Below are 24,171 nucleotides of genomic sequence, written 5' to 3'. Positions count from 1 at the left end.
CGCGAATCGGGGGCGGCGTCCTGCCGGGGTCGACACGATGGGGCCATGGACCGTGGGGACATGAGGCCGCGCGGGTCGCGGCCGGTGGTGGTGCGGGTGCCGGTGGAGCCGGTCGAAGCCGCAGTGGAAGCCGACGCGCTCGACGCCGTGGCGCGTGCGGGCGATGTGGTGGTGCGGGGCCCGCTGTTCGGCGTGGCGGCGCAGTCCCCCGAGGACGGGCACCGGTGGCGGGTCGTGCTCGAAGTGACGGCCGGCTGCCCGCAGCAGGCGCGCGACGGGCTGAACTCGCGGCTGTGGTTCCACGCCAAGGACGAGGCGCAGGACCGGTCGGAGCGGCGCGAGTTGCTGGCAGCGGTCGCCCGGCTGGAGGGCGAGCGGGTCGACGAGCTCGTCGTGTCCGGGACCCGGTACCGGGTCGTGCGCGCCGAGGAGTACGCGGCCTCGGGCCCGGGCGGTATGGAACCACCCCGCCCGACCGATCCGGAGCCGCTCGTACCCGACTGGGACCGGTCCGTCAGGGAGCCCGAGATCGATGACGGGTTCGTCGTGGATCCGGACGCGCCGGTCACCCCGACACAGGCCTTCGAGCAGCTGACGCTCCGCGACCTGTGCTACACCGGCGAGCGGTTCCCCGAAGAGGTGCGGGCCGACTCCCGGCGGGCGCTGGACACCCATCCGGACGTGCTGCTGATGCCGCCGACGTTCGCCGTTGTCGAGCAGACCCCCGGAGGTTGGCGGCCGGTCAGCGGCCCGCACGCGACTCCGCACGCCGCCCGCAGATCGCTGGACTTCGCCCTGACGTGGATGTGGCCGCGGATGCGCGGCCTCATCCCCGAGGACGCCGACCCGCGCACCGATGCCCGTACCCGGGCGGCCTACCGGGGCGGGGACGGCGGGAAGGCCGCCGATCGGCGGGCCGCGAAGCTGGCCGCGTACGCCGGGGCCGCCGACACCCTCCGGGTCGGGCGGGTCAACCGGCTGGATTTCCAGGACGCCGTGTACCGGATCGTCCGCACCCGCCGTCTGCTGCGCTGGGGAGCCGACGGGCCCGAGGGACCGCGGCCGTCCGACGTCAACAGCCAGGACCCCGCGCGCATCCACCTGACGCTCGACGAGGACGGCCGTGTCCTCCCCGACGACTGACCGGCGCCACCCGGACGGACAAGTCGGCGCCTGACGGGCGTTTCGACGTGCGCCACCGGACCTCCATGGGAAACGGTGGACCCGCTCCACCGCAACCCGCTGTGCGACCCGTTGCGCCACCCGCTGCTGCCCCGAGGGAGACACCCATGAACTGGACGCTCGAAGTCGTCCCCGTCCCTGTCACCGACATGGACCGCGCGAAGAGCTTCTACGCCGACCAGGTCGGCTTCGCCATCGACCTCGACGACGAGGTGTCCCCCGGCGTGCGCATCATCCAGATGACCCCGCCCGGTTCCCGGTGCTCCATCGCCATGCTCGAGGGAATGCCCGCCGTCCCGGGCGGTCGGACCATGGCGCCCGGCACCCTGCACGGCCTTCAGCTGTGCGTCACGGACATCGAGGCGGCCCGCGAGGAACTGGTCGCCCGGGGCGTGGACGCGTCGCCCGTCCGGCACATCGGCGAAAAGGGTTGGGAGGAGGGCAAGGGCGACACCTGGAACTCCTTCCTCACCTTCGACGACCCCGACGGCAACAGCTGGGTCGTCCAGGAAGCCCCCTCGGAGCTGTCCGAGCGCTGACCGGAGCCGGCGCCGCGCGCACGCGGGCCCCGCGTCACCCACGTCACCTGCGTCACCTGCGTGCCCGCGTGCGCCGCGAAGGCTGGCAGATGCACCAAGCCCGCCCCCTGCGGGGAGGAATCCCGGCGCGTACAGCCCGACCGCTCGCACATACGACGAGTACATTCCCCATTTCATACGATTCGTTCGGATTTGAGGATGCGCCTTGCGTCGTACCGCTGTCGCTCTGACCCTGCTGACCGCCCTGTCCTGCGGTTCCTTCGCGGGCTCACAGGCCGTCTCGGCCGCGAGTTCACCGGCCGGCGGCGGGGCCGGCGGCCCGGGCACCAACATCCTGGTCGTCGGCATCGACAGCCGCGCCGGGCTGTCCGCGGCCGAGAAACGGCGGCTCCACGTGGGCGGGAAGGGGTGCAACTGCACCGACGTGATGATGCTCGTCCACCTGTCCCAGAACCGGCGGCGCGCGAGCATCGTCTCCATCCCGCGCGACTCGTACGTCGAGTACGCGGGCACCACCGCCCCCGCCCGCAGCGGCAAGATCAACGGCGCGTACGCGATCGGCGGCGGCCCCCTCACCGTGGCCACCGTGGAGAAGGCCACCGGCCTGCACATCGACCACTACCTGGAGACCGGCTTCACGGGGTTCGAGCAGACGGTGAACAACCTAGGCGGCGCCACCGTGTGCACGGACACGCCGCTCAAGGATGAGAACTCGGGGCTCGACATCGGCGCCGGCCGCCACCTCGCCGACGGGAACGGAGCCCTGCGCTACGTCCGGGCCCGGCACGTCAACCTCCGGCCCGGCGACCTCGGCCGCGTCCGCCGCCAGCAGCACGTGGTCAACGACCTGCTGGCCCGCCTCTCCGCAGAGGGCTCCCTCAACGGACCCATCAGCACGGCGCGGACCGTGCGCACCCTGTTGAAGAGCGTACGCACCGACGCGCGCACGGGACTGGACGACCTGGTGCGCATCGGCTGGGCGCTCGGTCACCTCCGGGCGGACCGGACGGAGTTCGCGACCGTCCCGATCCGGCTCTTCGACCACCGTGTGCCCGGTGTGGGCTCCACCCTGGTGTGGGACGAGGCCCGCTCCGCCGCGTTGTGGAGCGCGCTGGGCGCGGACCGCCCGATCACGGGCGACGCCCGTATCCAGCCCGTCGCCGAGCATCCGGCCCCGACCGACCCCGCCCGGATCGCGGTCCGTGTCGACGACGCCGATGTCGCCGCCGCCCTGCGCGGCAACGGGTTCGTCGTCACCGACACCTCGCCGACCGCACCGCCGCTGCGCCCGCAGGGCCCGCCGGTCATCCGGTACGCCACCGGCCAGGAGGAGAACGCGGCGACCGTAGCGGCCGCGCTGCCCGGCTCCCGCGTGCAGGCGGACCCGGATCTCGACGGCGGCGTCGAGATCGCCGTCGGTTCCCGGCCCGTCCGGGTCGACACCGTCACCTACGACCGCAACGTGGCCGACGGCGCCCCCGTGACCGCCGACCGCCTGCGCTGCACCACCGCCACCGCCACCGCCACCGACCCGGCTCAGGCCGCCACGACCCCTGCGCAAACCGCGGCCACGCGACCGGGCGGCGGCACAGGGCCGGCCGGGCAACGATGAGAGGCCCGGAGGAGCGGACGCAGGATGCATGAGGACGCACCGCTCGAGGACCTGATCAGCAGCGCCGCCCAGGACGCCGGAGGGTGGCTGGGCGCGCTGCCGGTCGCCCTCGTGGCCACCAGCAGCGACGGGATGATCGTGCGCTGGAACCACGCCGCCCAGCAGCTCCTCGGCTACGCCCCGCCGCAGGTGCTGGGGCGGCACATCTCCGATCTCCTCCACCCGGGAGCCGATCGCAGCCTGGGCCGGTCGTTGTGGGAGACGGCCGCCACCGGACGCGGAGTCATGGGGACGGTCACCGCCTGGCACCGCGAGGGACACCCACTGGAGCTGGAGATCTGGGCCTGCCCGGTCCCCGACCGCCGCCACGGCGCGTCGGCGGTCCTGGTCTTCGCGGCGGACGCCCACGCGGCCCGCCGTATCCGGGGGTCCTCGGCCGTCTGGGACGGGCTGTTCGCCCGCTCACCGGTCGGGATCGGGGTCCTCGACACGCAGTTGCGCTTCCTCCAGGTCAACCCGGCCCTCGAAGCGATGAACGGCCTCGCGGAGTCCGCCCACGTGGGGCGGCGGCTGGCCGAGGTGCTGCCCGAGGTGAACGCCGGTGAGATGGAGGCGGCCATGCGCCTCGTCCTGGACACCGGCGAGCCGGTCCTCGACCGCCGCCGGGTCGGCCGGACCCCCGCCGACCCGGAGCACGACCACGTGTGGTCGTGCTCGTACGTGCGCGTGGAGGATCCCGGCGGCCGACCGATCGGCGTGATCGCCTCGCTCCTTGACATCACCTCGCAGCAGCGCGACCACACCGAGGCCGAAGCGGGCCGCCGCCGGCTGGCCCTGCTCAGCGAGGCGAGCTCCCGTATCGGCGCCAGCCTCGACCTGGAGCGCACCGCGCAGGAACTCGCCGACCTTGCCGTCCCGCACCTCGCCCGCGCCGTCACCGTCGACGTGCTCGACTCCCTGGCCCGGGGCAACGAGCCGGGCCAGGGACTGGCCGGGGGCGTCGCCCTGCGCCGTCTGGGCAAGGCGCCGTTGACCGGTTCCGAGGTCACTCAGGTCCTGGCGCCCCTGGGCAGAACCCTCATCTTCCCCTCGGCGGCCCCCTACACCCAGGCGCTCGCGGCCCGCCAGCCGTTCCTGATCTCCCACCTCGACGAGGAGGCCGTCGCCTCGGCCGCCCGCCACTCCGCCAAGCCCGCCCAGCTGCTGCGGATGGGCGTCCACTCGTTCATGATGATCCCGCTCATCGCCCGCGACATGGTGCTCGGCGTCGCCACCTTCTACCGCACCGCGCCCGCGGGCCCGTTCGGATCCGACGACGTGACCCTCGCCGGTGAACTCGCGGCCCGCGCGGCCATCAGCATCGACAACGCGCGCCTCTACCACCACGAGCACGAGACCGCGGTGGTCCTCCAGCGCAGCATGCTGCCCCAGCACGTCACCCCGCCGCCGGGTATCGAGATCGCCCACCGCTACCTGCCGGCCAGTGACATCAACGAGGTCGGGGGCGACTGGTACGACGTCCTTCCGCTGTCCGGCGGCAGAGCGGCCCTCATCATCGGGGACGTCATGGGCCACGGCATCGCGGCCGCCGCCGTCATGGGACGCCTCGCCGCGACCGTACGTGCGCTCGCCCGCCTCGACATGCCGCCCACGGCCCTGCTCCACCAGCTCGAAGCCACCCTCGCCGACCTGTCCGACCCGATGCTCGCGACCTTCCTGTACGTGGTCTGCGACCCTGCCACCGGCCACTGCACGGTCACCCGCGCCGGACACCCGCCCCCGGCCGTGGCCCAACCCGACGGCACCGTCTACCTCGTCAAGACCCCGCCGGGCGTCCCGCTGGGCGTCGGCGGCATCTCCTTCACCACCACCGATATCTCCCTGCCGCCCGGCAGCCTGCTCGTCCTCTACACCGACGGCCTCATCGAGGCGCGCAGCCGCGACATCGACGAACGCCTGGGCGAGCTCACCGGCCTGCTCTCCGCCCCCCAGCAATCGCTCGACCACCTCTGCGACACCCTCATCGCCCACCTGGTCCCCGCATCGGCCGACGACGACATCGCCCTCTTGGCGGCCCGCATCGGCACGCCCACCCATCAACCACCCCCGTAGACCGCCCCATCCCGCCCGGAGCCCGGGCCTTCGCCACCGACCCGGAGCATGACGACCTCCGCGGCAGGCGGTGTGTGAAGGACCTGACGCTTCGGGCCGTCCGGGGTGTCGGCGGTGCGGAGATGGAGGTCGAGTTCCGGCACAACTGCTGGAAGCACGACCGGGACCGGGTCATACGCCAAGCAGGGACGAGCGAGCACTGGCCGCGGTGCCTGGCACGGCCCTGGCCCCTATGAGGCGGCGCGGCGGATTGCGGTCAGGGTGCGGGAGACGTCCTCGTCGGTCGTCGACCAGTTGCTCACCGAGATGCGCATGACGCGGCGGCCGTGCCAGGTGGAGCCGCTGATCCAGGCCGTGCCCTCGTCGAGGAGCCGGGCGAGGACCCGGTCGGTGCGCTCGTCGTCGCCGAATTCCGCGCAGACCTGGGTGAACACCACGTCGTTCAGGACGGTCGCGCCGTCGATGGCCCGGATGCCGGTGGCGAAGGTACCGGCGTGTCGGCACAGCCGGTCGACCAGGTCGGCCGAGCCCGAGCGGCCGAGGGATCTGAGGGCGGCCCATACGGTGAAGGCCCGCCCGCGACGGGAGAGTTCGGGGACCTTGTCGACGGGGTCGCCGTGTTCGTGCTGGATGAGGTACTCGCCGAGAAGGCCCATCGCGGAGCGGAGCGCGGAGGGGTCGCGGACGATGGCGAGGCCGCAGTCGTAGGGGACGTTCAGGGTCTTGTGGGCGTCCGTGGCCCAGGAGTCCGCCTGTGCGCAGTCCTCGGCGAGGTGGGCGTGGGCCGGGGAGGCGGCCGCCCACAGGCCGAAGGCCCCGTCCACGTGCACCCAGGCGCCGGCCTCGCGGGCGGCCCGGATCGCCTCGGGGAAGGGGTCGAAGGCGCCGGAGTGGATGTCGCCGGCCTGGAGGATCACGATCGTGGGAGCGGGTTCGAGCCCGAGGCCGGGGCCGCGGCCGGGACCGGGGCCGGGGCCCGCCAGGGCGCGTCCCAGGGCCTCGGGGTCCATGCGTCCCTGGCCGTCCGCCCGTACGAGTTCGGGCCGGCCGAGACCGAGGTAGCGCAGAGCCAGGTCGATGGCCATGTGACGGTCCTGGCCCGCGATGACGCGTACAGGCGGCCCACCGGCGAGTCCGTCGTGGGCGACGTTCCAGCCGGCGCCCCGCAGCACCGCGTCGCGCGCGGCGGTGAGGCAGGTGAAGTTCGCCATGGTGGCGCCGGTGGTGAAGCCGACGGCGCTGTCGGGCGGCAGGCCGAGCAGGTCCAGCAGCCAGGCGCCGGCGATCTCCTCCGCCGCCGTGTACGCGGGTGACACCGCCCGCATCACGCAGTTCTGGTCCCAGGCACTGACCAGCCAGTCCGCGGCGAGCGCGGCCGGTTCGGTGCCGCCGACCACGAATCCGTAGAAGCGGCCGCTGGGAAAGGCGGTGAGCCCCGGCTCACAGGCCGTGGCCAGCAGGTCGACGACGTCGGCGGGCGGGCTCGGCGCGTCGGGCAGCTCGGCGCCGAGCGCGCGCACGATCTCGTCGACCGATGCACGGGCGGGTACCGGGCGGTCGGACAGGCTGGCCAGCCAGCGGACGGCGTGGCTGTGCGCCTGTCGGAGCGCCGCCTCGCGCTCGTCCATACCTCGGACTATGGGACAGGGTCCGCCCGCCCGCAAGCGGTCAGTGGATGACGCTGAAGCTGCGCCAGGGCAGGCTCACCGGGGCCGTCACGTTGCTGAGGGTCGTCGCCACGTAGATTCCGTCGGCCTTTTCGGTCTTCTGGCAGTTCGCCGTCCGGTACAGCACCACGTCGACGAGCGTGTTGTTCTCGACGTGCGTGGCCCCCTCCGGGATGCCGATCTTGTGGCAGCCGACGACGAGCGTGTTGGAGTAGCTCACCTCGACCGGCGAGTCGTGTCCGCGGAAGCTCAGCATGCCGACGGTGCTGCGGCCCAGGCCCGAGCAGGCGCTGGCGGTCAGCAGCAGTGCTGCGGTGCCCACGGTGATGCTGATACGTCGGCTGTGGGACATGGGCTCGGTCCTCGTCTGTGCGGGGGTGACGGTCCTTGTCCACAGCCTGACCCGGCGGGGCGCGGGCGGCCTCCGCTGCTCCGCCGACCGGATGAACGGCTACAGGCTCAGGGCGTCCTCCGCGTTGTTCATCCAGGCGGTCACGGAGTTCTTGTCGGGCGCGACGTTCAGGCCGGGGGTCGAGGCGGCGAGCGGTGCCTGCTTCAGGTCGGACTCGGTGTTCATCGTCAGCGCGATCGAGTTGACGGTCTTGCCCTTGCCGTCCTTCACGCCGCCCATGAGCCCGGCGTAGGCCGACTGGCCCGGCTCCAGCCTGATCGCGTCCTCGATGCCGGGGGCGGCGCCGCGCTCGGTGGCCTGACCGTCCAGGTCGCCGAAGGTGACGACGGGGTGTCCCAGCGCCCGGCACGCCTTGGTGCCCTTGTTCGTGATCTTCAGCAGGTAGCTGCTGGTCGTGGGTTCGGCCAAGGACGCGGTGAACGTCACGTCGAAGGTGCTGCACGGGAAGACATCGAAGTCGGGGTCGGTCGAGCCGGGCTTCGGCGACTTGGACGAGGCCGCGGACTTCGACGGCGAAGCGGAAGCGGACTTCGAGGAGCTCGTGCTCGGGCTCGCGCTCGAGGAGGCGGAGGCGCTCGAGGAGGCGGACGTGCCGGGGCTCGCGCTCGACGTCCCGCCCCCGCCCGCCGCGCCGTCCTCGGTGGGCCCACAGGCCGTCAGGGCCAGTGCGGACACGGCGGCGAGGGCGATGGCGGCCTTGAGTGCAGTGCTCATGATGGTGGTCCCCCTGGGGAGAAGCGCGGAACGCGCCGGTTTGGGCCTGGCTGGGTGAGCACCAGCGTCCCGCAGAAGCTTCACAGCTTGGTGACGGTGTGTTTCCGACTCGACCACGGTCGGGGCCGGCGCCCCCGGGCACACCACGGCCTACCATCTGGGTCCATGGGGAGATCCGAGGAGAACGGCCGTGCCGACGCATGGCGCGTCACGGTGCGGGAGCACGAGCGCAGGTCGGGTCCGCCGCCCCAGGGGCCGGCCCGTTCCGGCGGCCGGCCGCTCGCCCGGCGGCAGGATCTGCGCATCCACGGCACCACCGGAAAGATCAGCTGCGTTGACGACTCCGGCCGCACCCGCTGGACCTCCTCCTGTTCCGGCCGCCCCAACGCCGCGCACATTTCCGGCGGCCGGGTCCTGGTCACCACGGACTCCCTCGCCTACACGCCGTGGGGCAACCTCGGCCCGGCCCTGCTGCTCGACCTTGCGGACGGCAGCCTGATCACCGAACTGCGCGGCGAACGCGGCGCGGCCCTGGGCGGCGGCCGGTTCGTACTCGGCCTGGCGGGCTACGACGCCTTCGACACGTGGGCGTACGACCGCGACGGCACCCTGTACGACTCCTGGCGCAGCTACGGCCACTACGTCGTCGGGACCGGCGTCCGCGTCGTCGAGACCGACCGCAGCCTCCCCACCGGCAGCCGGGTGGTCCGGCTGCTGCCCGGCGGCGCCGTGGAGCGCGGACCGTTGCTGACCGATCCGCAGACCCCGCGGCCGCTGGTGCTCGCGGACGGCACGATCCTGGTGCTCGACGCCGGTGTACTGCGCGCCGTCGGCCGCCGGCTGGAGGACACGGTCCTCGCCGAGCTGCTGCCGATCGACCCCGAGGAGGCCTGGCGCTTCCACGGCGCGCTCGGGCGCAGCGGCGACGAACTCACCGTGACCCTCACCGAACGAGACCCCGACCGGCCCGGCCGGGGCGACGAGCACACCTTGCGGACCTGGACGCTCGACCTCCACCGGGGCGGTTGAGCCCCGGCCTTGCCCTTGCCCTTGCCCTTGCCCTTGCCCTTGCCCTTGCCCTTGCCCTTGCCCTTGCCCTTGCCCTTGCCCTTGCGCTTGCCCGCAAGCCGACCCCGGCCGGGGTCGGGTCAGTTCGCCACGACAGTGAGCACGGCCGAGACAACGGTGACCGCGGACGCGGCCACCATCCAGTTCCGGGCCCGGCCCGTCAGGACCGGGATCCCGTCGGGGTCGGCCTCCTCCGACTCGTCCTCCGGCTCCCGCCGGCGCGGGCACGACCCGCAGGCCGGATCGTGGACCAGTGTGTCGAGCCAGACGACACCGTCGAGCGGCGCCCGAGCGAACAGCATCCCGTCAGATTCCATAACCGGACAACGCCATGATCCGCATCAGGCCACTGCCGACGGCCGGACCGAGGCCCAACCGTTGCCGACCAGCCGATCACACAATGAGGTGAACCGACCGGTTCGGCCGGATCGGGCCGCTGAGATACCGCACCACCAGGACCACCGGGACCACCGCGCTAGCGGCCGCGGCGGTTGTCGTAGACGGTGATGCAGAGCGCCCTCATCGCGGTCTCCGCCCGCTTGGGGTCCGCGCCGTGGTCGATGGCTTCGAGCGCGGCGGCCGCCGAGGTCTGCACCGGGTACGGCAGGCCCTCGTAGGCGGAGATCCGGTAGGCCATCGTGCGGCGGGCCTCCCGCTCGGCTTCGCTCACCCCGTCGGGGGTCAGGGGGAACACGGCCGCCTGGTAGGTCGCGATGCAGACGAGCGCGGCGTCGGCGAGCCCTTCGGCGTAGCCGTCGGCCGGAACGACCTGCCGGTCGGGCTCGAAGAGCGCGAGGACCTGACGGCGCGAGAGGAACGACCCCAGGCCCGCGCCGAGTGCGGCGGCGCCCCCGAAGACCACGGCCATCAGCCGGCCCGACAGGAGCAGTCCGAGGCAGGCGCCGGCGACCGCACCGCACGTGACCAGGACGAAGGTGATCATCAGGTGGATGCGCGCGGCGGGCGGGGACTTCATGGCAGCAGTATGCACAGGACGTCAGGCCCGGCGGTCGGCCGCGTCGAAGCGGGCCAGGGCGAGGGCTCCCGCGTGCAGGGATCCCTCCAGCGCGCGGTACGTCGCCTCGTCCAGGCCGCCCAGCTCCTGCGCGACCTCCTCGGCGGCGTCGCGGGCCATCTCGGCAGCCAGGTCTCCCTGCGGGGTACGGGGCCCGAGCTTGCTGACCGCCGACGCGGCCCGGGCCGGGGTGAGCAGGCCGGTGCCGTGGGCGAGCAGCCAGCCGGGAACCCCGGCCGCGCCTTCGGCGGGGGCCTCGTAGGGGCGCGAGCCGTCGAACCGCTCGTCCTCGGCGAAGGCGGGCTGCTTGAACTTGGCCATGGGTCGATCGGGTGCGCGGGATTCACCGGCGGGCTTGACGACGAGGCCCTCGGCGAGGTTGTCGGGCAGCGCGGGCAGGCCCAGTAGCCCGGGCAGGCGGGTCGGGAACACCGCCGGCAGCTCCTGGAGGCGCGCGAGCGGTCCTTCGGCCAGCAGCGGCACGCAGAGCAGCCCGGCCGCGGTCGCCGCCGCGCGCAGGGTCCGGTCGCCGACCCAGCACGGGCCGTCCTCGTCCGCGACGGTGGCGTCGAAGGGCAGCCAGAGCAGTTCGGGCGCGTACCAGACACCGGTCTGGACGGGCTCCGCCCCGGGTGTCGCGGGTACGTCGGGGTGGGGGTATCGACCGCCCGCGAGTTCGCCGTAGACGGTGACCATCGCGGAGGCCGGGGCTCCGGTCTCCGCGCGCAGTGTCTGTGCGCAGCGGGTCGCGGCGACGGCCAGGGCGGGCCAGATCCGGCCGACGCCGAAGAAGTCGTCCAGCCCGCCGTCCGCGAGGAGTTCGCGCCGTTTGGCGGGGTGGGCGCCCGAAGCGTCGCACACGACGGCGAAATTGGCGCCGTGGATCTTCTCGTGGGCCACCCAGTTCCGCCCGCGGGCCTCACCCAGCCGGGTGTTCGCGGGGATCTTCGGATACGGGGTCCAGGGACGGGGTCGCGGGTGCACCGCACGATGGTAACGAGCGCGTCCGCCAGGACCGTTCAGGGGTGGAAATCACTGGGCCCGCCCGGGCCGGCGCCCTAGCATGACCTCTCGTGCCCACCACTGAAACGATCATCGAGAACGCCCTGGACCGGATCGTCACCGGTTACGTCTTCCCCGAGAAGACCGTCGCCATCGAGGCCGCGATCCGCGGCCGGCTCACCGCGGGTGCCTACGCAGACCTGGACGGGCCGGCGCTCTGCGCGGCGGTGACGGCTCACCTCCAGGAGGTCTGCCCGGACAAGCACCTGCGTCTGCTCTGGACGGACGAGCCGCAGTCGCTGGACCCGGTGGACGAGGACGGCGGGCAGGCCGCGTTCCTGGCACGGCTCCGGTCCGAGAACCAGGGGATCCGGCGGGTCGAGCAGCTGGAAGGGAACATCGGGCTCATAGAGATCCGGCTCATCGCGAGTGCCACCGAGGGTGCGAACGCGATCGGCGCGGCGATGCAGCTGGTCGCCCACAGCTCCGCCCTCGTACTGGACCTGCGGGGCTGCCGAGGTGGGGCCCCGGAGGGGGCCGCGATGTGGTGCAGCTACTTCTTCCCCGACGACCAGGTGCACCTGAACGACATCTACGACCGGAGCTCGGACACCACCCGGCAGTACTGGACGGCCGCGCACCTTCCCGCTCCCCGCTACCTGGACCGGCCGGTCCACATCCTCACCAGCGGGGACACCTTCTCCGGGGGCGAGGACGTGTCGTACACGCTGCAGGCGCGGGGGCGGGCCTCCGTGGTGGGTGAGACGACTCGCGGCGGCGCCCATCCGACGGCCCGGCACGCGGTCGCCGAGCACATTCTCGTGACCGTGCCCACGGCTCGGACGATCAACACCGTCACGGGCGGCAACTGGGAGGGCGTGGGAGTCGCTCCCGATGTCCCGGTCCCCGCGGAGCAGGCACTGGAGACGGCGCTCAAGGCCCTGCGACCCGGCCTCTGACCCCTCGGACACCGCTCGGGCAGCCCTGGTGAGCCCTCGTACGTACCTCGGCCCCCTTGGCCCCTCGGGTCAGAGGGGGTCCACGTCCAGGAAGGCCGCGAACGTCGCCTCGGTGTCGCCGACGGCCCCGGTGGCCCCGGGCAGGGCCAGTTCCGCCCAGATGACCTTGCCCTCGGGCGTGTAGCGGGTGCCCCAGTGCTCGCTGAGCTGCGCGACCAGGAAGAGGCCGCGGCCGCCTTCGTCCGTGGTGGCGGCGTAGCGCAGGTGGGGGGCGGTGCTGCTGCCGTCCCACACCTCACAGGTCAGGTTGTGGTCGTGGAGCAGGCGTACCCGGACGGGCTCGCTGCCGTGCCGCAGGGCGTTGGTGATCAGCTCGCTGAGGATCAGTTCCGTGGCGAACCCGAGGTCGCCGAGGCCCCACTCGTCGAGCTTCTTGGCCGCGGCATTGCGCATGCCGCCGACCGCGCTCGGCCGGAACGGTACGTCCCACTGCGCGACCCGGTCGGGACCCAGCGTCCGGGTCCGTGCGATCAGCAGGGCCACGTCGTCGGTGGGGCGGGGCGGCAGGAGCATGTCGAGCACCGCCCGGCAGCTCTCGTGCGGGTCCCGGTCCGGGTGGCTGAGCGCCACCCTCAGCAGTTCCAGCCCCTCGCTGATGTCCCGGGTCCGCTCCTCGATCAGCCCGTCCGTGTAGAGGACGAGCTGGCTGCCTTCGGCGAGGTCCAGCTCCGCGGTCTCGAAGGGCATGCCGCCCAGCCCCAGCGGGGGTCCGGCCGGCAGCTCGACGATCTCCGTGGTGCCGTCCGGGGCGACGACGAGCGGGGGCAGGTGGCCGGCGCGGGCCATCGTGCAGCGCTGGGACACCGGGTCGTAGATCGCGTACAGGCAGGTCGCGCCCAGTACGCCGCCGTTCACCTCGTCGCCCTCGCCGTCGTGGTCGATGCGCTGTACGAGGTCGTCCAGGCGGGCCAGGATCTCGTCGGGCGGCAGGTCGAGGGAGGAGAAGTTGTGGACGGCCGTGCGGAGCCGCCCCATGGTGGCGGCGGCGTGCAGACCGTGCCCGACGACGTCCCCGACGACCAGAGCGACGCGGGAGCCCGCCAGCGGGATCACGTCGAACCAGTCGCCGCCGACCCCGGACTGCGCGGGCAGGTAGAAGTGCGCCACGTCCATGGCGCTCTGCTCGGGCAGGGCGCGCGGCAGCAGGCTGCGCTGGAGGGTCACGGCGAGTGCGTGCTCCCGGGTGTAGCGGCGGGCGTTGTCCATGCTGACGGCCGCGCGGGCGACGAGTTCCTCGGCCAGCGACAGCTCGTCGTCGTCGAAGGGCTCCTGCTTCTCCGAACGCCAGAAGTTGACCACGCCGAGTACGACGCCCCGGGCCATCAACGGGGCCGCGATGAGCGAGTGGATCCCGTAGTCGAGGATGGCGCGGGCGCGCGGCGGGTCCTGGGCCTGCCAGCCCGGAGCCTCGGCCAGGTCGGGGACCAGCTCGGCGCGGCCGGTGCCGTAGCCGCGGGCCTGGGGGGTGGACGGCAGGAAGTCGATCAGCCGGCCGACGGGGTACAGGGGGTGGTCGGTGCGGATGCCGCTGACCGCGGTGCGCCGCATGTCGGACCCCGCGCGGGGCTCCTCCCCGTCGATGACCTGGTCGGCGAGGTCGACGGTGACGAAGTCCGCGAACCGGGGGACGGCCACGGCGGCGAGCTCCTCGGCCGTGCGCACCACGTCGAGGCTGGTGCCGATGTCGCCGCCCGCGTCGTAGAGCAGTTTGAGGCGCCTGCGGGCGGTGTCCGCCCGGGCGGTCAGGACCTGCATCTCGGTGGAGTCGCGGATGGTGACGGCGGCGCCCTCCGGTCGGCCGCCGGGGTGGGTGGGCCGCTGGTTGACGACGAGCAGCCGGTCCCCGGTCTCCAGGACCTCGTCGGTGGCCTCCCGGCCGGAGAGGAGCAGGTCAGCCATCCGGCGGTCCAGGCCCGGTACGGCCGCGATGTCGCGGCCGTCGGCGTCCTCCGGCAGCCCGAGGAGGCGTTTGGCCTCGTCGTTCGCGAGCAGCAGCCGTCCTTCTCCGTCGGTGATCAGCACCCCCTCGCGGACGGCGTGGAGCACCGCGTCGTGGTGCTCGTACATGCGGGTCATCTCCTGCGTGCCGAGCCCGTGGGTCTGGCGGCGCAGGCGTCTGCTGATCAGCGCCGTGCCCACGGTGGCCAGGGCCAGGCCGGTGGCGATGGCCAGGAGGATGACCGGGAGCTGGCGGTCGACGACGCCGGAGACGTTCTTGACCGTGAGGCCGGCCGATACCAGGGCGACGACCTTGCCGTCGGGCGCCGTGACCGGCACCACCGCCTGGATCTCCTTGCCGAGGGGGCCGTCGACGCTCTCGGTGTGGACCTGGCCGGCCAGCGACGGCTCGATGGTGCCGACGAACCGTTTCCCGATGCGATCGGGCTGGGGATGGCTGTAGCGGATGCCCTTGGTGTCCATCACCACGACGAAGTCCACCCCGGCGGCTTTGCGCGTGGTCTCTGCGAGGGGTTGGAGGACCGCGGACGGGTCGGACGTCTTCAGGGTGTCCTGGAGGCCCAGGGAGTGGGCGAAGGTCTGGGCGACGGATACCGACCGGTTGCGCGCCTCGCGCTCGGTGTCGTGCTTCGACTGGAGGACCAGAGCCAGCAGGGCCCCGGCCGCGAGCAACACCACGATCGCCACCTGGAGGACGAATACCTGTCCGGCGACGCTCTTCTTCCGGTTGCCTAGCAGTGACCGCACCGACGTGCCCGGCACGGGTGGCGAGGAATGGTCACGAACCCAGTTGTAGCACTTCCGGGCGCCCATGGCGCCCGGCGTGCACGATACGCGCCCGGATTGTCACGCCTGGTCCCTCGATGGCATCAGTCGGCGTGGCGCTCGGCCGCCGTCTGGACGCCGTTCGCGGGCGTGCCGGACGGATTCGGTGCGGGCTGCGGTGTGGCGCCGGGAGTGGCGCCCGCAGTCGCCTCCGGGGTGCCTTCCACAGCTCCCTCCGGGGTGCAGGTGACCTCGTCGCGGGGCGTGTAGTGGGTCTTGAAGTCCTCGCGCCGGACTTCCTTGCCCCCTTGGACGAAGACCCGCCCGACGGTGACGTCGAAGCCCTCCAGCGGGGTCTGGACCTCGCACGTCTCGCCGCTGCCCGTGCGCTTGCCGGGCGGCGTGATCTCGGTGCGCGGCCCCTTGGTCGCGCGTATCTCGTCGTACTTCTTCGTACCGAGGAGGGAGATCGTCAGCGAGGTGTCGGTGGACTGGGCCTGGACGTAGAGCGGGTGACCGGAGTCGTTGATCCAGCGCAGGTCGAGGGTGCCCCAGGCGACGGTCGCCTCCCGGCCCTCGGGGTAGCGCTCGATGTAGAAGGAGTGCGCGCCGTGCTCGACGGGCCTCAGGCCCGCGAAGAACATCGCGTTGTACATGGTCGTGGCGACCGCCGACACACCGCCGCCGGGCGACTTCACGTACTGGCCGTCATTGATCATGATGCCGTCGACGAAGCCGTTCTCGGGCGTGCGCTCACCCACGGTGCGGTTGAAGCTCCACTCCTCGCCGGGCATGACGACGGAGCCGTTGATGAGCTCCACGGCGCGGCCGATGTTGGTGGTGCGGTACGGGGCGGCCGGGAAGTCCACGGTGAAGGAGGAGACCTTCTCCTTGATGCCGAGGCGCCGCGCCTTGTCGCTGGTGAAGTCCGGCTCGACGGCCGTGGTGGCGACCTCACCGCTGCGGGCCGCGCCCGTGCGGGTCAGCAGCGCCAGCACGGCTCGGCCGAGCGCCTCCTGGGTGACCTGTACTCCCTCACGGCCCAGGTCCGCGATCACCACTCGGCCGTCCGCCCCGAGGCGGGGCGCGGCGTCGCGCGGCGGGTGGGTGACCTCGTCGATCGGCCGCGCCACCGCGGGATCGGCGAGCAGGCTCTTGGAGTCGAGGGCGGGCACGAGGCGGCCCTTTCCGTCGGCTCGCATCTTCAGGTGCTCACCGAGGACGGCCGGGGCTATGGACATGCGCTTCCCGGCGACCGTGAGCTCGACGGGCGCGGACATGGCGGGCTCGGCGAACTGGCGCATGGCCCGTCCGGTCTCCTCGGCGCCGACCCGCGGCTCGGTGCGCGTCACCGGCAGGACGACTGGGCCGGCGGCGGGCCGCAGATAGGCCTCGCGGAGAGTGCCGAGGGCCCCCTCCTCGACGAGGTCGACGCCGGCGAGCGGCGCGACCGCCTTCGCCGCCCCCTTCTCGAACGCGATCACGCCGTCACGGACCTGCTGCCCGGTGGTCCTGCCGAGGCGGTCGACCGCGGCCCGGGCGGTCTGCTCGTTCATGCGGATCACGGGCGCCAGGTCCCGGTCGGCGGAGGTGAAGAGGCCGCCGATGACGGTGGCCGGGCCGTACCCGGTCCGTACGGCGCGGTCGAGGGTCGCTTCGGTGTCGAGCGAGAGCCCGAGCGCGGCGGGATCGGCCTTCTCCACCCGGTCGCCGATCTTCATCGCGATCGGCGCCGCGGCGGTGGGCCCGAGCTCGCGGGTCAGTGCCTGGCGGGCCTCGGCGCGGCTCATGCCGCCGATGTCCACGCCCAGGACCCGCGTGCCCTGGGCAATGTCGCCACCGACCGCGAAGGCGGTTCCGTAGAGGCCGCCCAGACCCAGCACGACGGCCCCGCCGGCCACCACGGGCAGAGCGATCCGTCGGTTGCCCACCCAGCTGCGCACGCGTCCCATATCTCTCCCGTGGCGCCGACCGGTCTCCCGGGCGACGCGGGCCGCAATGGCAGCCATATACGACAATTACGGGAAGTAATGATCCTTGCCACGCGTCCGATTTGGGGATGAATGTAATAGTTATCACGAATCTCACTGCCCGTGCATCTTCCGCTTACCGTCCGTACCGTCGGGTCCGCGGGGCAGCAGAAGGAGCAGTACACCTCCACGCCGCAGGCCGGCTCCGGTAGCACCCCGTCGACCCCGGTCACCGCCCCGGTCGACCCGACGGCGCCGGCGGCAGGGGGCGGCAGCCCCTCGGGGGCGTCCCCCGCACAGCCGCCCGCCCAGGGCCCGGCACAGGGCGCTACGGACGGCGCCGCGGCCGCGGCCGCGGCAGGCGGAACCGGCCCCGGGTCCGGCCCGGCCCCCGGCGGCGGGGCGCAGCCCGGCGCGGGCAGCGCCGGGAACTCCGGCAACCCGGCGAACGCGGGCGGCGCCGGCGGTACCCGCCCATCGAGCGGCGGGACGTCCGCGGCCCCCACCACCCCGGCACCTCCGGCGCCTCCCGCCTCCGGTACCTTCCGCTTCCGCAACGGCAACAACAGCAAGTGCATCACGCAGGTCTTCGGTTCCTCGGACTTCGGCGACTGCGCGGACGCGAGCTCCCGGTGGACCGTGCAGGGCAGGTCGGACGGCAGCTTCAAGCTCGTCAACCAGCAGAGCGGCAGCTGCCTGTACGCCAACATGCTGGGCCAGGCGGTCTTCGTCGGCGACTGCTCCCAGGACACCGCCCGCGTGTGGCGCACGGGGTCGGGCGGCAGCCTCCGCAACGACTACAACGGGGGCTGCCTCGACCTGGGCATGAGCAGCGGCCTGGTGACCAAGTCCTGCGGCGGGGAGGCCTCACAGCGCTGGACGAGGCAGAGCTGAGGCACGGCCGCGTCAGGGCCGGGCCGGCTCCCCCCTCGTCCGGCGCACCCCGCCGCCCCCGTACCTACGCCGGCGCCTTGCCGCGGCCGCCCTTGGGCCCGCCGTTCGTCGGCGGGTATCCGGGCCTCGCCGGTATCGACGGCCCCGTTCCCGGTGACGGCACCGGCAGCGGCGGGAGCGCCGGCTCGTGCAGCCAGGCCGCGAACAGGTCATCCAGCGGCTCGGACGCGTAGCGGGCCACGTGGTGGGTGAAGCCGGTCGTGGACACCACGGCGTGGCGGTGGACCGTGGGCCAGTCCCGCAGCATCCGGAAGAACGCGCTGTCGCCGAGCGCGCAGCGGATCGCGTGCACCGCAAGGCCCCCGCGCTGGTACAGGCGGTCATCGAACATCAGCTTGCGGCCGGGGTCGGCCAGCCGCAGGTCCTGCGGCTGCGCGGCCAGCAGCCGGTGCGCGCCGGTCGCGAGCTCGTGCGCGGTGCGGCCGCCGGAGCGCTCCGACCAGAGCCATTCGGCGTACTTCGCGAAGCCCTCGTTCAGCCAGATGTGCCGCCAGTCGGCGATGGTCACGCTGTTGCCGAACCACTGGTGCGCGAGCTCGTGGGCGATGAGGCGCTCCGAGCCCCGTACGCCGTCCACGTGGTTGGCCCCGAAGGTGGACAGCCCCTGGGCCTCCACGGGCACATCCAGCTCCTCGTCGGCGACGACCACCGCGTACTCGCCGAAGGGGTACGGCCCGAAGAGTTCCTCGAACAGCCTCATCATGGCGGGCTGCCGGGCGAAGTCGCGGGAGAACCGCGGCAGCAGGTGCGCCGGTACGTGGGCGCTCTGCGTGACTCCCCCGAGCCCGGGGTCGCCGAGGAGCACCGTCTGGTACATGCCGATGGACAGCCCGACCAGGTAGCTGGAGGTCGGGGCGGACTGCTCGTAGACCCAGGTCGTCGTGCTGGCTTTCGTCGTGCGGGTGAGCAGCCGGCCGCCGGCCACGACCGTGTAGGGGGACGGTGTGTTGACCGAGATCTGGTACGAGGCCTTGTCCGCCGGCCGGTCGTTGCAGGGGTACCAGGACGGCGCGCCGACGGGCTGGCTGGCGACCAGGGCTCCGTCGGTCAGCTCCTCCCAGCCGAGGCCGCCCCACGGGCTGCGCACGGGCTTGGGGTTGCCCGCCCAGTGCACCTCCACCGTGAAGGCGGACCCGCCGGACAGCGGCTTGGCGGGCCGGATACGGAGTTTGCCGCCGCGGTGGGTGTAGTGCGGGGCTCGGCCGTTCACCAGGATCCGGCCTATTTTGAACTCGGCCAGGTTCAGGTGGAACTCGGTGAGCGGAGCCCGCCCGGCGATCGCGCTGATCCGGGCCGTCCCGGCGAGCCGGTTGGGGCCGGGGCGGTAGTCCAGAGCGAGCTCATACCGGTGCGCTCGGTAGCGGGAATCGCCATTCGCCGGGAAGTACGGGTCCGATGGCTCTGTTTTCTGGCCGCTCACTGCCGCTTCCGCTCCCTGCGCTGTGCTCGTACGACGTGCTGGTGTACCGGTGTTCCGGTGCTCCCGCTGTTGCCGGCCGCGGCGCGGACGGTCCGGTCAGGACCGCCACGCCTCGATCGGATTGCCCAGCCAGCGAGTGTCGGCGGGGACGGTTTCCCCGGCCATCACGAGGGAGGCGGGGCCCAGGGTGCTGCGGGCCCCCACCGTGCTCCCGGGCAGGACGATTCCGCCCGGGCCCAGGGTGGCGCCCTCACGGAGCACCACAGTATCCGTCCTCAAGATCCGGTCGTGGAAGAGGTGTGTCTGCAACACACAGCCGCGGTTCACGCTGACCCCGTCGCCCAGCACCACCAGGTCCGTCTCGGGCAGCCAGTAGCTCTCGCACCACACTCCCCGGCCGATCCGGCCCCCGAGCGCGCGCAGCCACAGGGCCAGCACCGGAGTACCGGGCACGGATCCGGCCAGCCAGGGCACGGCCAGCACCTCGACGAAGGTGTCGGCCAGCTCGTTGCGCCAGACGAAGCCGCTCCACAGCGGGTGCTCGCCCGTACGGTGCCGGCCGACGAGCAGCCATTTGGCGCTCACCGCGACCGCGCAGGCGGCGAGTCCGGCGGCGAGCAGGACCGCTCCGGAGAGCAACGCGGCGCCCCAGATGCCCAGGCCGCTCCGGGTGATCAGCGCGCAGAGCGCCGCCACGGTGAGCACGGCCAGGGCCGCCGAGCAGAAGACGGGGAGGATCCGGCACAGCTCGACCAGGCCGCGTGCCCACAGCAGCCGGGCGGGCGGCTCGTAGGTCCGGCTCTGGTCGGCGTCCGCGGTGGACCGGGGCAGCCTGACCGGCGGAAGTCCCAGGTAGGAGCTGCCCTTCTTGGCCTTCTTCGGAGTGGCGGACAGGACGCCGACCAGCCCGTCGTCCGGCACGCTCCGGCCCGGGGCGGTCATGCCGGAGTTGCCGAGGAAGGCACGCCGGCCGATCTCGGAGTGTCCGATCCGGACCCAGCCGCCACCCAGCTCATAGGGGGCGGTCAGGGTGTCGTCGGCGAGGAAGGCGCCCTCGCCGACGGTGGTCAGGCTCGGCAGCGCGAGCACGGTGGACACCTCGGCGCCGCGGCCGATCTTCATACCGAGCAGCCGCAGCCACACGGGCGTGATGAGCCCGGCGTACAGCGGGAAGAGCGTCTCGCGGGACAGGTCCATCAGCTGGGTGACGGTCCACGCCTGCCAGCCGACCCTGCTGTGCGTCGGATGGGTTCCGGTCCGCAGCCCGAGGCTGAGCAGGCGTACGGAGACCAGCAGGAGGGCCGCGTAGGCGAATCCGAAGGCGAGCGCCCCGGGCACCACGGCGAGCAGCGCTCCGCGCAGGGCTTCGGCGAGTCCGGCGTCGGCGGGCACGAACCGGCTCACCACGAGCAGGGCGGGCACGGCGGCGAGCACGGGAAGGGCCGTGAGGCCGAAGCCGGCCGCCCCGTACGCCGCCCGCCAGGGGAGGCCGCGCGGCGGGCGTTCCTTGGGCCAGTTGCGCTTGGCCTTGCCGAGCTTGCCTGCGGGTGCGCCGGCCCAGCGCTGGCCGGTGGGGATCTGTCCGACCACGGCGGAGCCGGGGGCCACTTCGGCCCGCTTTCCGACCCGCGCGCCGGGGAAGAGGATGCTGCGGGTGCCGACCACCGCGCCCGCGCCGACCTTGATCGCGCCGATCTCCAGGTGGTCCCCGTCCAGCCAGTGGCCCGTGAGGTCCACCTCGGACTCGACGGCGCAGCCGCGGCCGAGTTTGAGCATACCGGTGACCGGGGGCAGGGAGTGCAGGTCGACCTCGGGGCCGATCTTGGCGCCGAGGGCCCGCCCGTAGCGTTCCAGCCAGGACCCGGTGAGGGAGGTGGCGCCGACGCACTCGGCCAGTCGCTCGGCCGTCCACAGCCGCAGGTGCACGCTGCCGCCGCGCGGGTGGCGTCCGGCCCGCACGCCCCGGAGCAGGAGGCGTGCGCCGCCGGCCGCGATCGCGAGCCGGCCCGGCGGGCTGAACAGCAGCAGCGCACCGGCGGCGACGAGCCACCACGAGGCGCTCGGCGCCCACGGGAAGGGCCCGAACCAGTGCAGTACGTTGCCCAGGGCCAGCACGGCGACCGTCCAGCGCAGGCCCGCCAGAGTGAACAGCGGGAGCAGCAGCAGCGACTGCACCACCTGGGAGCGCAGCGGAACGGGTGCGACGGTCCGGGCCGCGCCGTCGCCCTGCGCGGACTTCTCCAGGTGCCGGGCCAGCTTGCGCAGGGTGGGCTGCTGGTAGATGTCGAGGACGGCGGCGCTCGGGTAGCGGGTGCGCAGCCGGGTGGTGAGCTGGGCCGCGGCGAGGCTGCCGCCGCCGATCGCGAAGAAGTCGTCGGCGGCGCTGGTGACGCTCACGCCGAGGGTCTCGCTCCACTGCTCGGCGAGCCAGGCCTCGGTCCCGTAGAGCTGCTCGCTGGGGCCTGAGGTCTCCAGGTCGGGCAGCGGCCAGGGCAGTGCGGCCCGGTCGACCTTGCCGGAGGTGCGGGTGGGCAGCTCGTCGACGGGCGCGAGCAGGGGCACGAGGGCGGCGGGCAGCTCGGCGCGCAGCCGGGTCACCGCGGCCGCGTGGTCCCAGCCGTCCTGGGTGACGAGGTAGCCGACGAGCAGCTGGTTGCCGCTGCGTGCGGTGCGTACGGCGGCGGCCGCGCCCGCGACGCCGGGCAGGGCCTGCAGCGCCGCGTCCACCTCGCCCAGCTCGATCCGGCGGCCGCCGAGCTTGATCTGCTCGTCGGCGCGGCCGAGGAAGATCAGGCCTTCCGGTTCGGCGCGTACGAGGTCGCCGCTGCGGTAGGCGCGCTGCCAGCCGAGGGATTCGAGCGGGGCGTACTTCTCGGCGTCCTTGTCGGGGTCGAGGTAGCGGGCGAGGCCCACGCCGCCGATCACGAGCTGGCCGCTGCCGCCCATGGGCACCGGTTCCCCGGACTCGTCGACGACGGCCAGTTCCCAGCCGTTCAGCGGGAGGCCGATCCGGATCGGCTCCGCGCCGGTCAGCAGGGCGGCGCAGGCGACGACGGTGGCCTCGGTGGGGCCGTAGGTGTTCCAGACCTCGCGTCCCTCGGTGACCAGGCGCTGGGTGAGCTCGGGTGGGCAGGCCTCGCCGCCGAAGATCAGCAGCCGGACCTCGTTGAGCGCTTCGGGCTCCCAGAGCGCGGCCAGGGTCGGCACGGTGGAGACCACGGTGATCTCCTGGTCCACGAGCCAGGGGCCGAGGTCGGCGCCGCTGCGCACCTGGGAGCGGGGGACGGGCACGAGGCAGGCGCCGTAGCGCCAGGCCAGCCACATCTCCTCGCAGGAGGCGTCGAAGGCGACGGACAGTCCGGCCATGACGCGGTCGCCGGGGCCGATCGGCTCCTCGGCGAGGAACAGCGCGGCCTCGGCGTCCACGAAGGCGGCGGCGCTGCGGTGGCTGACGGCGACGCCCTTGGGCCTGCCGGTCGAGCCGGAGGTGAAGATGATCCACGCGTCGTGCTCGGGGCCGGGCCGCGAGGCGGCCGCGCGGGCACCGGGCTCCGCGGCCAGGCCGGAGAGGATGCGCTGTCCGCCGCCGAGCACCGCCCGCACCCCGGCCTCGCCGAAGACCAGGTCGGCGCGCTCGTCCGGGTCCTCGGCATCCACCGGTACGTAGGCGGCGCCCGCGGCGAGCACGGCGAGGATGGCGACGTACAGCTCGTTGGTCCCGGACGGCACGCGTACGCCGACCCGGTCGCCGAGGCCCACTCCGGCGTCCGCGAGGGCCCGCCGCCGGCGCTCGACCTCGGTGGCCAGCGCGCGGTAGGTCAATCGGGTGGTGCCGTCGTCGAGGGCGAGCTCTTCGGGGTACTCCCGTACGGTGGCCTCGAAGATGTCGACGAGGGTGCGGGTGGGGGCGGCCGGCCCGGCGGTGAAGCGGGCGTACTTGCCCGGCTCCTCCTGCATCTCCCCGTCGTCGAGCAGAGTGAGTTCACTGCGCTCAGGTGTGACTGCCATCGGCCCTCACGTCTCGTTCCCGGCAAGGTCCGGGTCGCCGGCGGAGCCCGGGTCTGCCCAGGTTGTTCCGGCTCAGCGCCAAACAACCCACCAGTCTAGTGCGCCATCAAGGGTTTTCTTGTTGAAGCCTTGCGCGTGGCTGGGAAAGGACGGTAATGAGGCCGCGGATCGCGGGGCCGTCACGGGCGGTCGCGGGCCGTCCCGGCGACCGGGGGCGGCGCGGCTTCGACAGCTTCGGCGGGGCCCTGGGTTACGCGCAGTCCGGGCACACGCCGCGGTAGGTGACCTCGACCCCGGACACCGTGAAGCCGAAGCGCTCGCCCACCGGGAGGCCGGTCAGCGGGTCGCCGGTCGGGTGGACGTCGCGGATGACACCGCAGGCGGAGCACACCAGGTGCTGGTGCGGGTGGTGCGCGTTGGGGTCGTAGCGCTTCGCCCGGCCGTCGGTGGTGACCTCCGCGACCTCGCCGAGGGCGACCAGCTCGCCCAGTGCGTTGTAGACGGTCGCCCGGGAGATCTCCGGCAGCCGCTGCACCGCGCGGGCGTGCACCTCGTCCGCCGTGAGGTGCACGTGGTCGCCGTCGAGTACCTCCGCGACCACCCGCCGCTGCGACGTCATCCGCCAGCCACGACCGCGCAAACGCTCCAGCAGGTCACTCATATCGGCCCACCATTTCAGGTTCGACGGGGTGCCCCGAAGTATGTCGACGGACATCCGGGATCCGATCGAATGTGGACCTGGTGTCCTTCTTG

At 73.1% G+C, this 24,171-nt stretch carries 18 protein-coding genes; 7 read left to right on the top strand and 11 right to left on the bottom strand.

Annotation, left to right across the window (positions count from 1 at the left end):
• Nucleotides 1–45 precede the first annotated feature (45 nt).
• The 4 genes from ACIQZO_RS18550 (at nt 46) to ACIQZO_RS18535 (ending at nt 5,445) form a co-directional block, all read left to right on the top strand.
• Nucleotides 46–1,143 (top strand): DUF5954 family protein, encoded by a 1,098-nt coding sequence (locus ACIQZO_RS18550; protein ID WP_403627248.1) that lies wholly within the window; start codon nt 46–48, stop codon nt 1,141–1,143.
• A gap of 146 nt (nt 1,144–1,289) precedes the next feature.
• Nucleotides 1,290–1,721, top strand: a complete 432-nt coding sequence (locus ACIQZO_RS18545) for a VOC family protein (RefSeq protein ID WP_403627247.1) — start codon at nt 1,290–1,292, stop codon at nt 1,719–1,721.
• Nucleotides 1,722–1,926: 205 nt separating this feature from the next.
• Entirely contained in the window at nt 1,927–3,333 is a 1,407-nt protein-coding gene (locus ACIQZO_RS18540) for an LCP family protein (RefSeq protein WP_403627245.1), read from the top strand.
• A gap of 24 nt (nt 3,334–3,357) precedes the next feature.
• Complete coding sequence (locus ACIQZO_RS18535) at nt 3,358–5,445, top strand: SpoIIE family protein phosphatase (RefSeq protein WP_403627243.1); 2,088 nt, start codon at nt 3,358–3,360, stop codon at nt 5,443–5,445.
• 230 nt (nt 5,446–5,675) lie between these two features.
• On the opposite strand, the gene ACIQZO_RS18530 is transcribed toward ACIQZO_RS18535, so the two are convergent.
• The 3 genes from ACIQZO_RS18530 to ACIQZO_RS18520 all read right to left on the bottom strand — a co-directional run bounded on the left by ACIQZO_RS18530 (nt 5,676) and on the right by ACIQZO_RS18520 (nt 8,238).
• Complete coding sequence (locus ACIQZO_RS18530; protein ID WP_403627242.1) at nt 5,676–7,073, bottom strand: pyridoxal phosphate-dependent decarboxylase family protein; 1,398 nt, start codon at nt 7,071–7,073, stop codon at nt 5,676–5,678.
• A gap of 40 nt (nt 7,074–7,113) precedes the next feature.
• Nucleotides 7,114–7,464, bottom strand: a complete 351-nt coding sequence (locus ACIQZO_RS18525) for a hypothetical protein (RefSeq protein WP_403627241.1) — start codon at nt 7,462–7,464, stop codon at nt 7,114–7,116.
• 99 nt (nt 7,465–7,563) lie between these two features.
• On the bottom strand, nt 7,564–8,238 hold the full coding sequence (locus ACIQZO_RS18520) for a DUF4232 domain-containing protein (RefSeq protein WP_403627240.1): 675 nt from the start codon (nt 8,236–8,238) through the stop codon (nt 7,564–7,566).
• A gap of 165 nt (nt 8,239–8,403) precedes the next feature.
• On the opposite strand from ACIQZO_RS18520, the gene ACIQZO_RS18515 reads away from it, so the two are divergent.
• Nucleotides 8,404–9,267 carry a hypothetical protein gene (locus ACIQZO_RS18515; RefSeq protein ID WP_403627238.1) on the top strand — a complete coding sequence of 288 codons (864 nt, stop codon included), beginning with the start codon at nt 8,404–8,406 and terminating at the stop codon, nt 9,265–9,267.
• A 119-nt stretch (nt 9,268–9,386) separates the two neighbouring features.
• On the opposite strand, the gene ACIQZO_RS18510 is transcribed toward ACIQZO_RS18515, so the two are convergent.
• The 3 genes from ACIQZO_RS18510 to ACIQZO_RS18500 all read right to left on the bottom strand — a co-directional run bounded on the left by ACIQZO_RS18510 (nt 9,387) and on the right by ACIQZO_RS18500 (nt 11,305).
• Nucleotides 9,387–9,608 (bottom strand): hypothetical protein, encoded by a 222-nt coding sequence (locus tag ACIQZO_RS18510; RefSeq protein ID WP_403627236.1) that lies wholly within the window; start codon nt 9,606–9,608, stop codon nt 9,387–9,389.
• Between the two features lie 173 nt (nt 9,609–9,781).
• Nucleotides 9,782–10,282: a hypothetical protein gene (locus ACIQZO_RS18505; protein WP_403627235.1), complete on the bottom strand. Its 501-nt coding sequence runs from the start codon at nt 10,280–10,282 to the stop codon at nt 9,782–9,784.
• Nucleotides 10,283–10,303: 21 nt separating this feature from the next.
• Nucleotides 10,304–11,305, bottom strand: a complete 1,002-nt coding sequence (locus ACIQZO_RS18500) for an RNA ligase family protein (RefSeq protein WP_403627233.1) — start codon at nt 11,303–11,305, stop codon at nt 10,304–10,306.
• An 89-nt stretch (nt 11,306–11,394) separates the two neighbouring features.
• Between ACIQZO_RS18500 and ACIQZO_RS18495 the strand changes: the two genes are divergently transcribed.
• The gene (locus ACIQZO_RS18495) at nt 11,395–12,282 is read left to right on the top strand and encodes a S41 family peptidase (RefSeq protein WP_403627232.1); all 888 of its coding nucleotides are present in this window, start codon (nt 11,395–11,397) and stop codon (nt 12,280–12,282) included.
• Between the two features lie 69 nt (nt 12,283–12,351).
• On the opposite strand, the gene ACIQZO_RS18490 is transcribed toward ACIQZO_RS18495, so the two are convergent.
• Nucleotides 12,352–14,988: a SpoIIE family protein phosphatase gene (locus ACIQZO_RS18490; RefSeq protein ID WP_403627432.1), complete on the bottom strand. Its 2,637-nt coding sequence runs from the start codon at nt 14,986–14,988 to the stop codon at nt 12,352–12,354.
• Nucleotides 14,989–15,170: 182 nt separating this feature from the next.
• Entirely contained in the window at nt 15,171–17,018 is a 1,848-nt protein-coding gene (locus ACIQZO_RS18485; protein ID WP_403627230.1) for a VanW family protein, read from the bottom strand.
• Nucleotides 17,019–17,159: 141 nt separating this feature from the next.
• Here ACIQZO_RS18485 and ACIQZO_RS18480 point away from each other — a divergent pair, with 141 nt between their 5' ends.
• A complete protein-coding gene (locus ACIQZO_RS18480; RefSeq protein WP_403627228.1) occupies nt 17,160–17,930 on the top strand; it encodes a ricin-type beta-trefoil lectin domain protein in 771 nt (256 codons plus the stop codon).
• A 64-nt stretch (nt 17,931–17,994) separates the two neighbouring features.
• Here ACIQZO_RS18480 and ACIQZO_RS18475 read toward each other — a convergent pair whose 3' ends face one another.
• The 3 genes from ACIQZO_RS18475 to ACIQZO_RS18465 all read right to left on the bottom strand — a co-directional run bounded on the left by ACIQZO_RS18475 (nt 17,995) and on the right by ACIQZO_RS18465 (nt 24,079).
• Entirely contained in the window at nt 17,995–19,410 is a 1,416-nt protein-coding gene (locus ACIQZO_RS18475; RefSeq protein WP_403627226.1) for a M1 family metallopeptidase, read from the bottom strand.
• Nucleotides 19,411–19,506: 96 nt separating this feature from the next.
• Complete coding sequence (locus ACIQZO_RS18470) at nt 19,507–23,418, bottom strand: Pls/PosA family non-ribosomal peptide synthetase (protein WP_403627224.1); 3,912 nt, start codon at nt 23,416–23,418, stop codon at nt 19,507–19,509.
• A 250-nt stretch (nt 23,419–23,668) separates the two neighbouring features.
• Nucleotides 23,669–24,079: a Fur family transcriptional regulator gene (locus tag ACIQZO_RS18465; RefSeq protein ID WP_403627223.1), complete on the bottom strand. Its 411-nt coding sequence runs from the start codon at nt 24,077–24,079 to the stop codon at nt 23,669–23,671.
• Nucleotides 24,080–24,171: the final 92 nt, after the last annotated feature.

Origin of the sequence: Streptomyces sp. NPDC097617, from assembly GCF_044761485.1 — a bacterium.
Classification (GTDB): Bacteria; Actinomycetota; Actinomycetes; order Streptomycetales; family Streptomycetaceae; genus Streptomyces.
Note: the sequence above shows the minus strand (reverse complement) of the source record. Positions and strands in the feature narration are given on the sequence as shown.

Excerpts from the sequence above, each read along its gene's own strand:
- ACIQZO_RS18550 (WP_403627248.1), top strand. The coding sequence starts at position 46 with ATGGACCGTGGGGACATGAGGCCGCGCGGGTCGCGGCCGGTGGTGGTG.
- ACIQZO_RS18545 (WP_403627247.1), top strand. The coding sequence starts at position 1,290 with ATGAACTGGACGCTCGAAGTCGTCCCCGTCCCTGTCACCGACATGGAC.
- ACIQZO_RS18535 (WP_403627243.1), top strand. The coding sequence starts at position 3,358 with ATGCATGAGGACGCACCGCTCGAGGACCTGATCAGCAGCGCCGCCCAG.
- ACIQZO_RS18530 (WP_403627242.1), bottom strand. The coding sequence starts at position 7,073 with ATGGACGAGCGCGAGGCGGCGCTCCGACAGGCGCACAGCCACGCCGTC.
- ACIQZO_RS18525 (WP_403627241.1), bottom strand. The coding sequence starts at position 7,464 with ATGTCCCACAGCCGACGTATCAGCATCACCGTGGGCACCGCAGCACTG.
- ACIQZO_RS18520 (WP_403627240.1), bottom strand. The coding sequence starts at position 8,238 with ATGAGCACTGCACTCAAGGCCGCCATCGCCCTCGCCGCCGTGTCCGCA.
- ACIQZO_RS18515 (WP_403627238.1), top strand. The coding sequence starts at position 8,404 with ATGGGGAGATCCGAGGAGAACGGCCGTGCCGACGCATGGCGCGTCACG.
- ACIQZO_RS18510 (WP_403627236.1), bottom strand. The coding sequence starts at position 9,608 with ATGCTGTTCGCTCGGGCGCCGCTCGACGGTGTCGTCTGGCTCGACACA.
- ACIQZO_RS18505 (WP_403627235.1), bottom strand. The coding sequence starts at position 10,282 with ATGAAGTCCCCGCCCGCCGCGCGCATCCACCTGATGATCACCTTCGTC.
- ACIQZO_RS18485 (WP_403627230.1), bottom strand. The coding sequence starts at position 17,018 with ATGGGACGCGTGCGCAGCTGGGTGGGCAACCGACGGATCGCTCTGCCC.
- ACIQZO_RS18470 (WP_403627224.1), bottom strand. The coding sequence starts at position 23,418 with ATGGCAGTCACACCTGAGCGCAGTGAACTCACTCTGCTCGACGACGGG.
- ACIQZO_RS18465 (WP_403627223.1), bottom strand. The coding sequence starts at position 24,079 with ATGAGTGACCTGCTGGAGCGTTTGCGCGGTCGTGGCTGGCGGATGACG.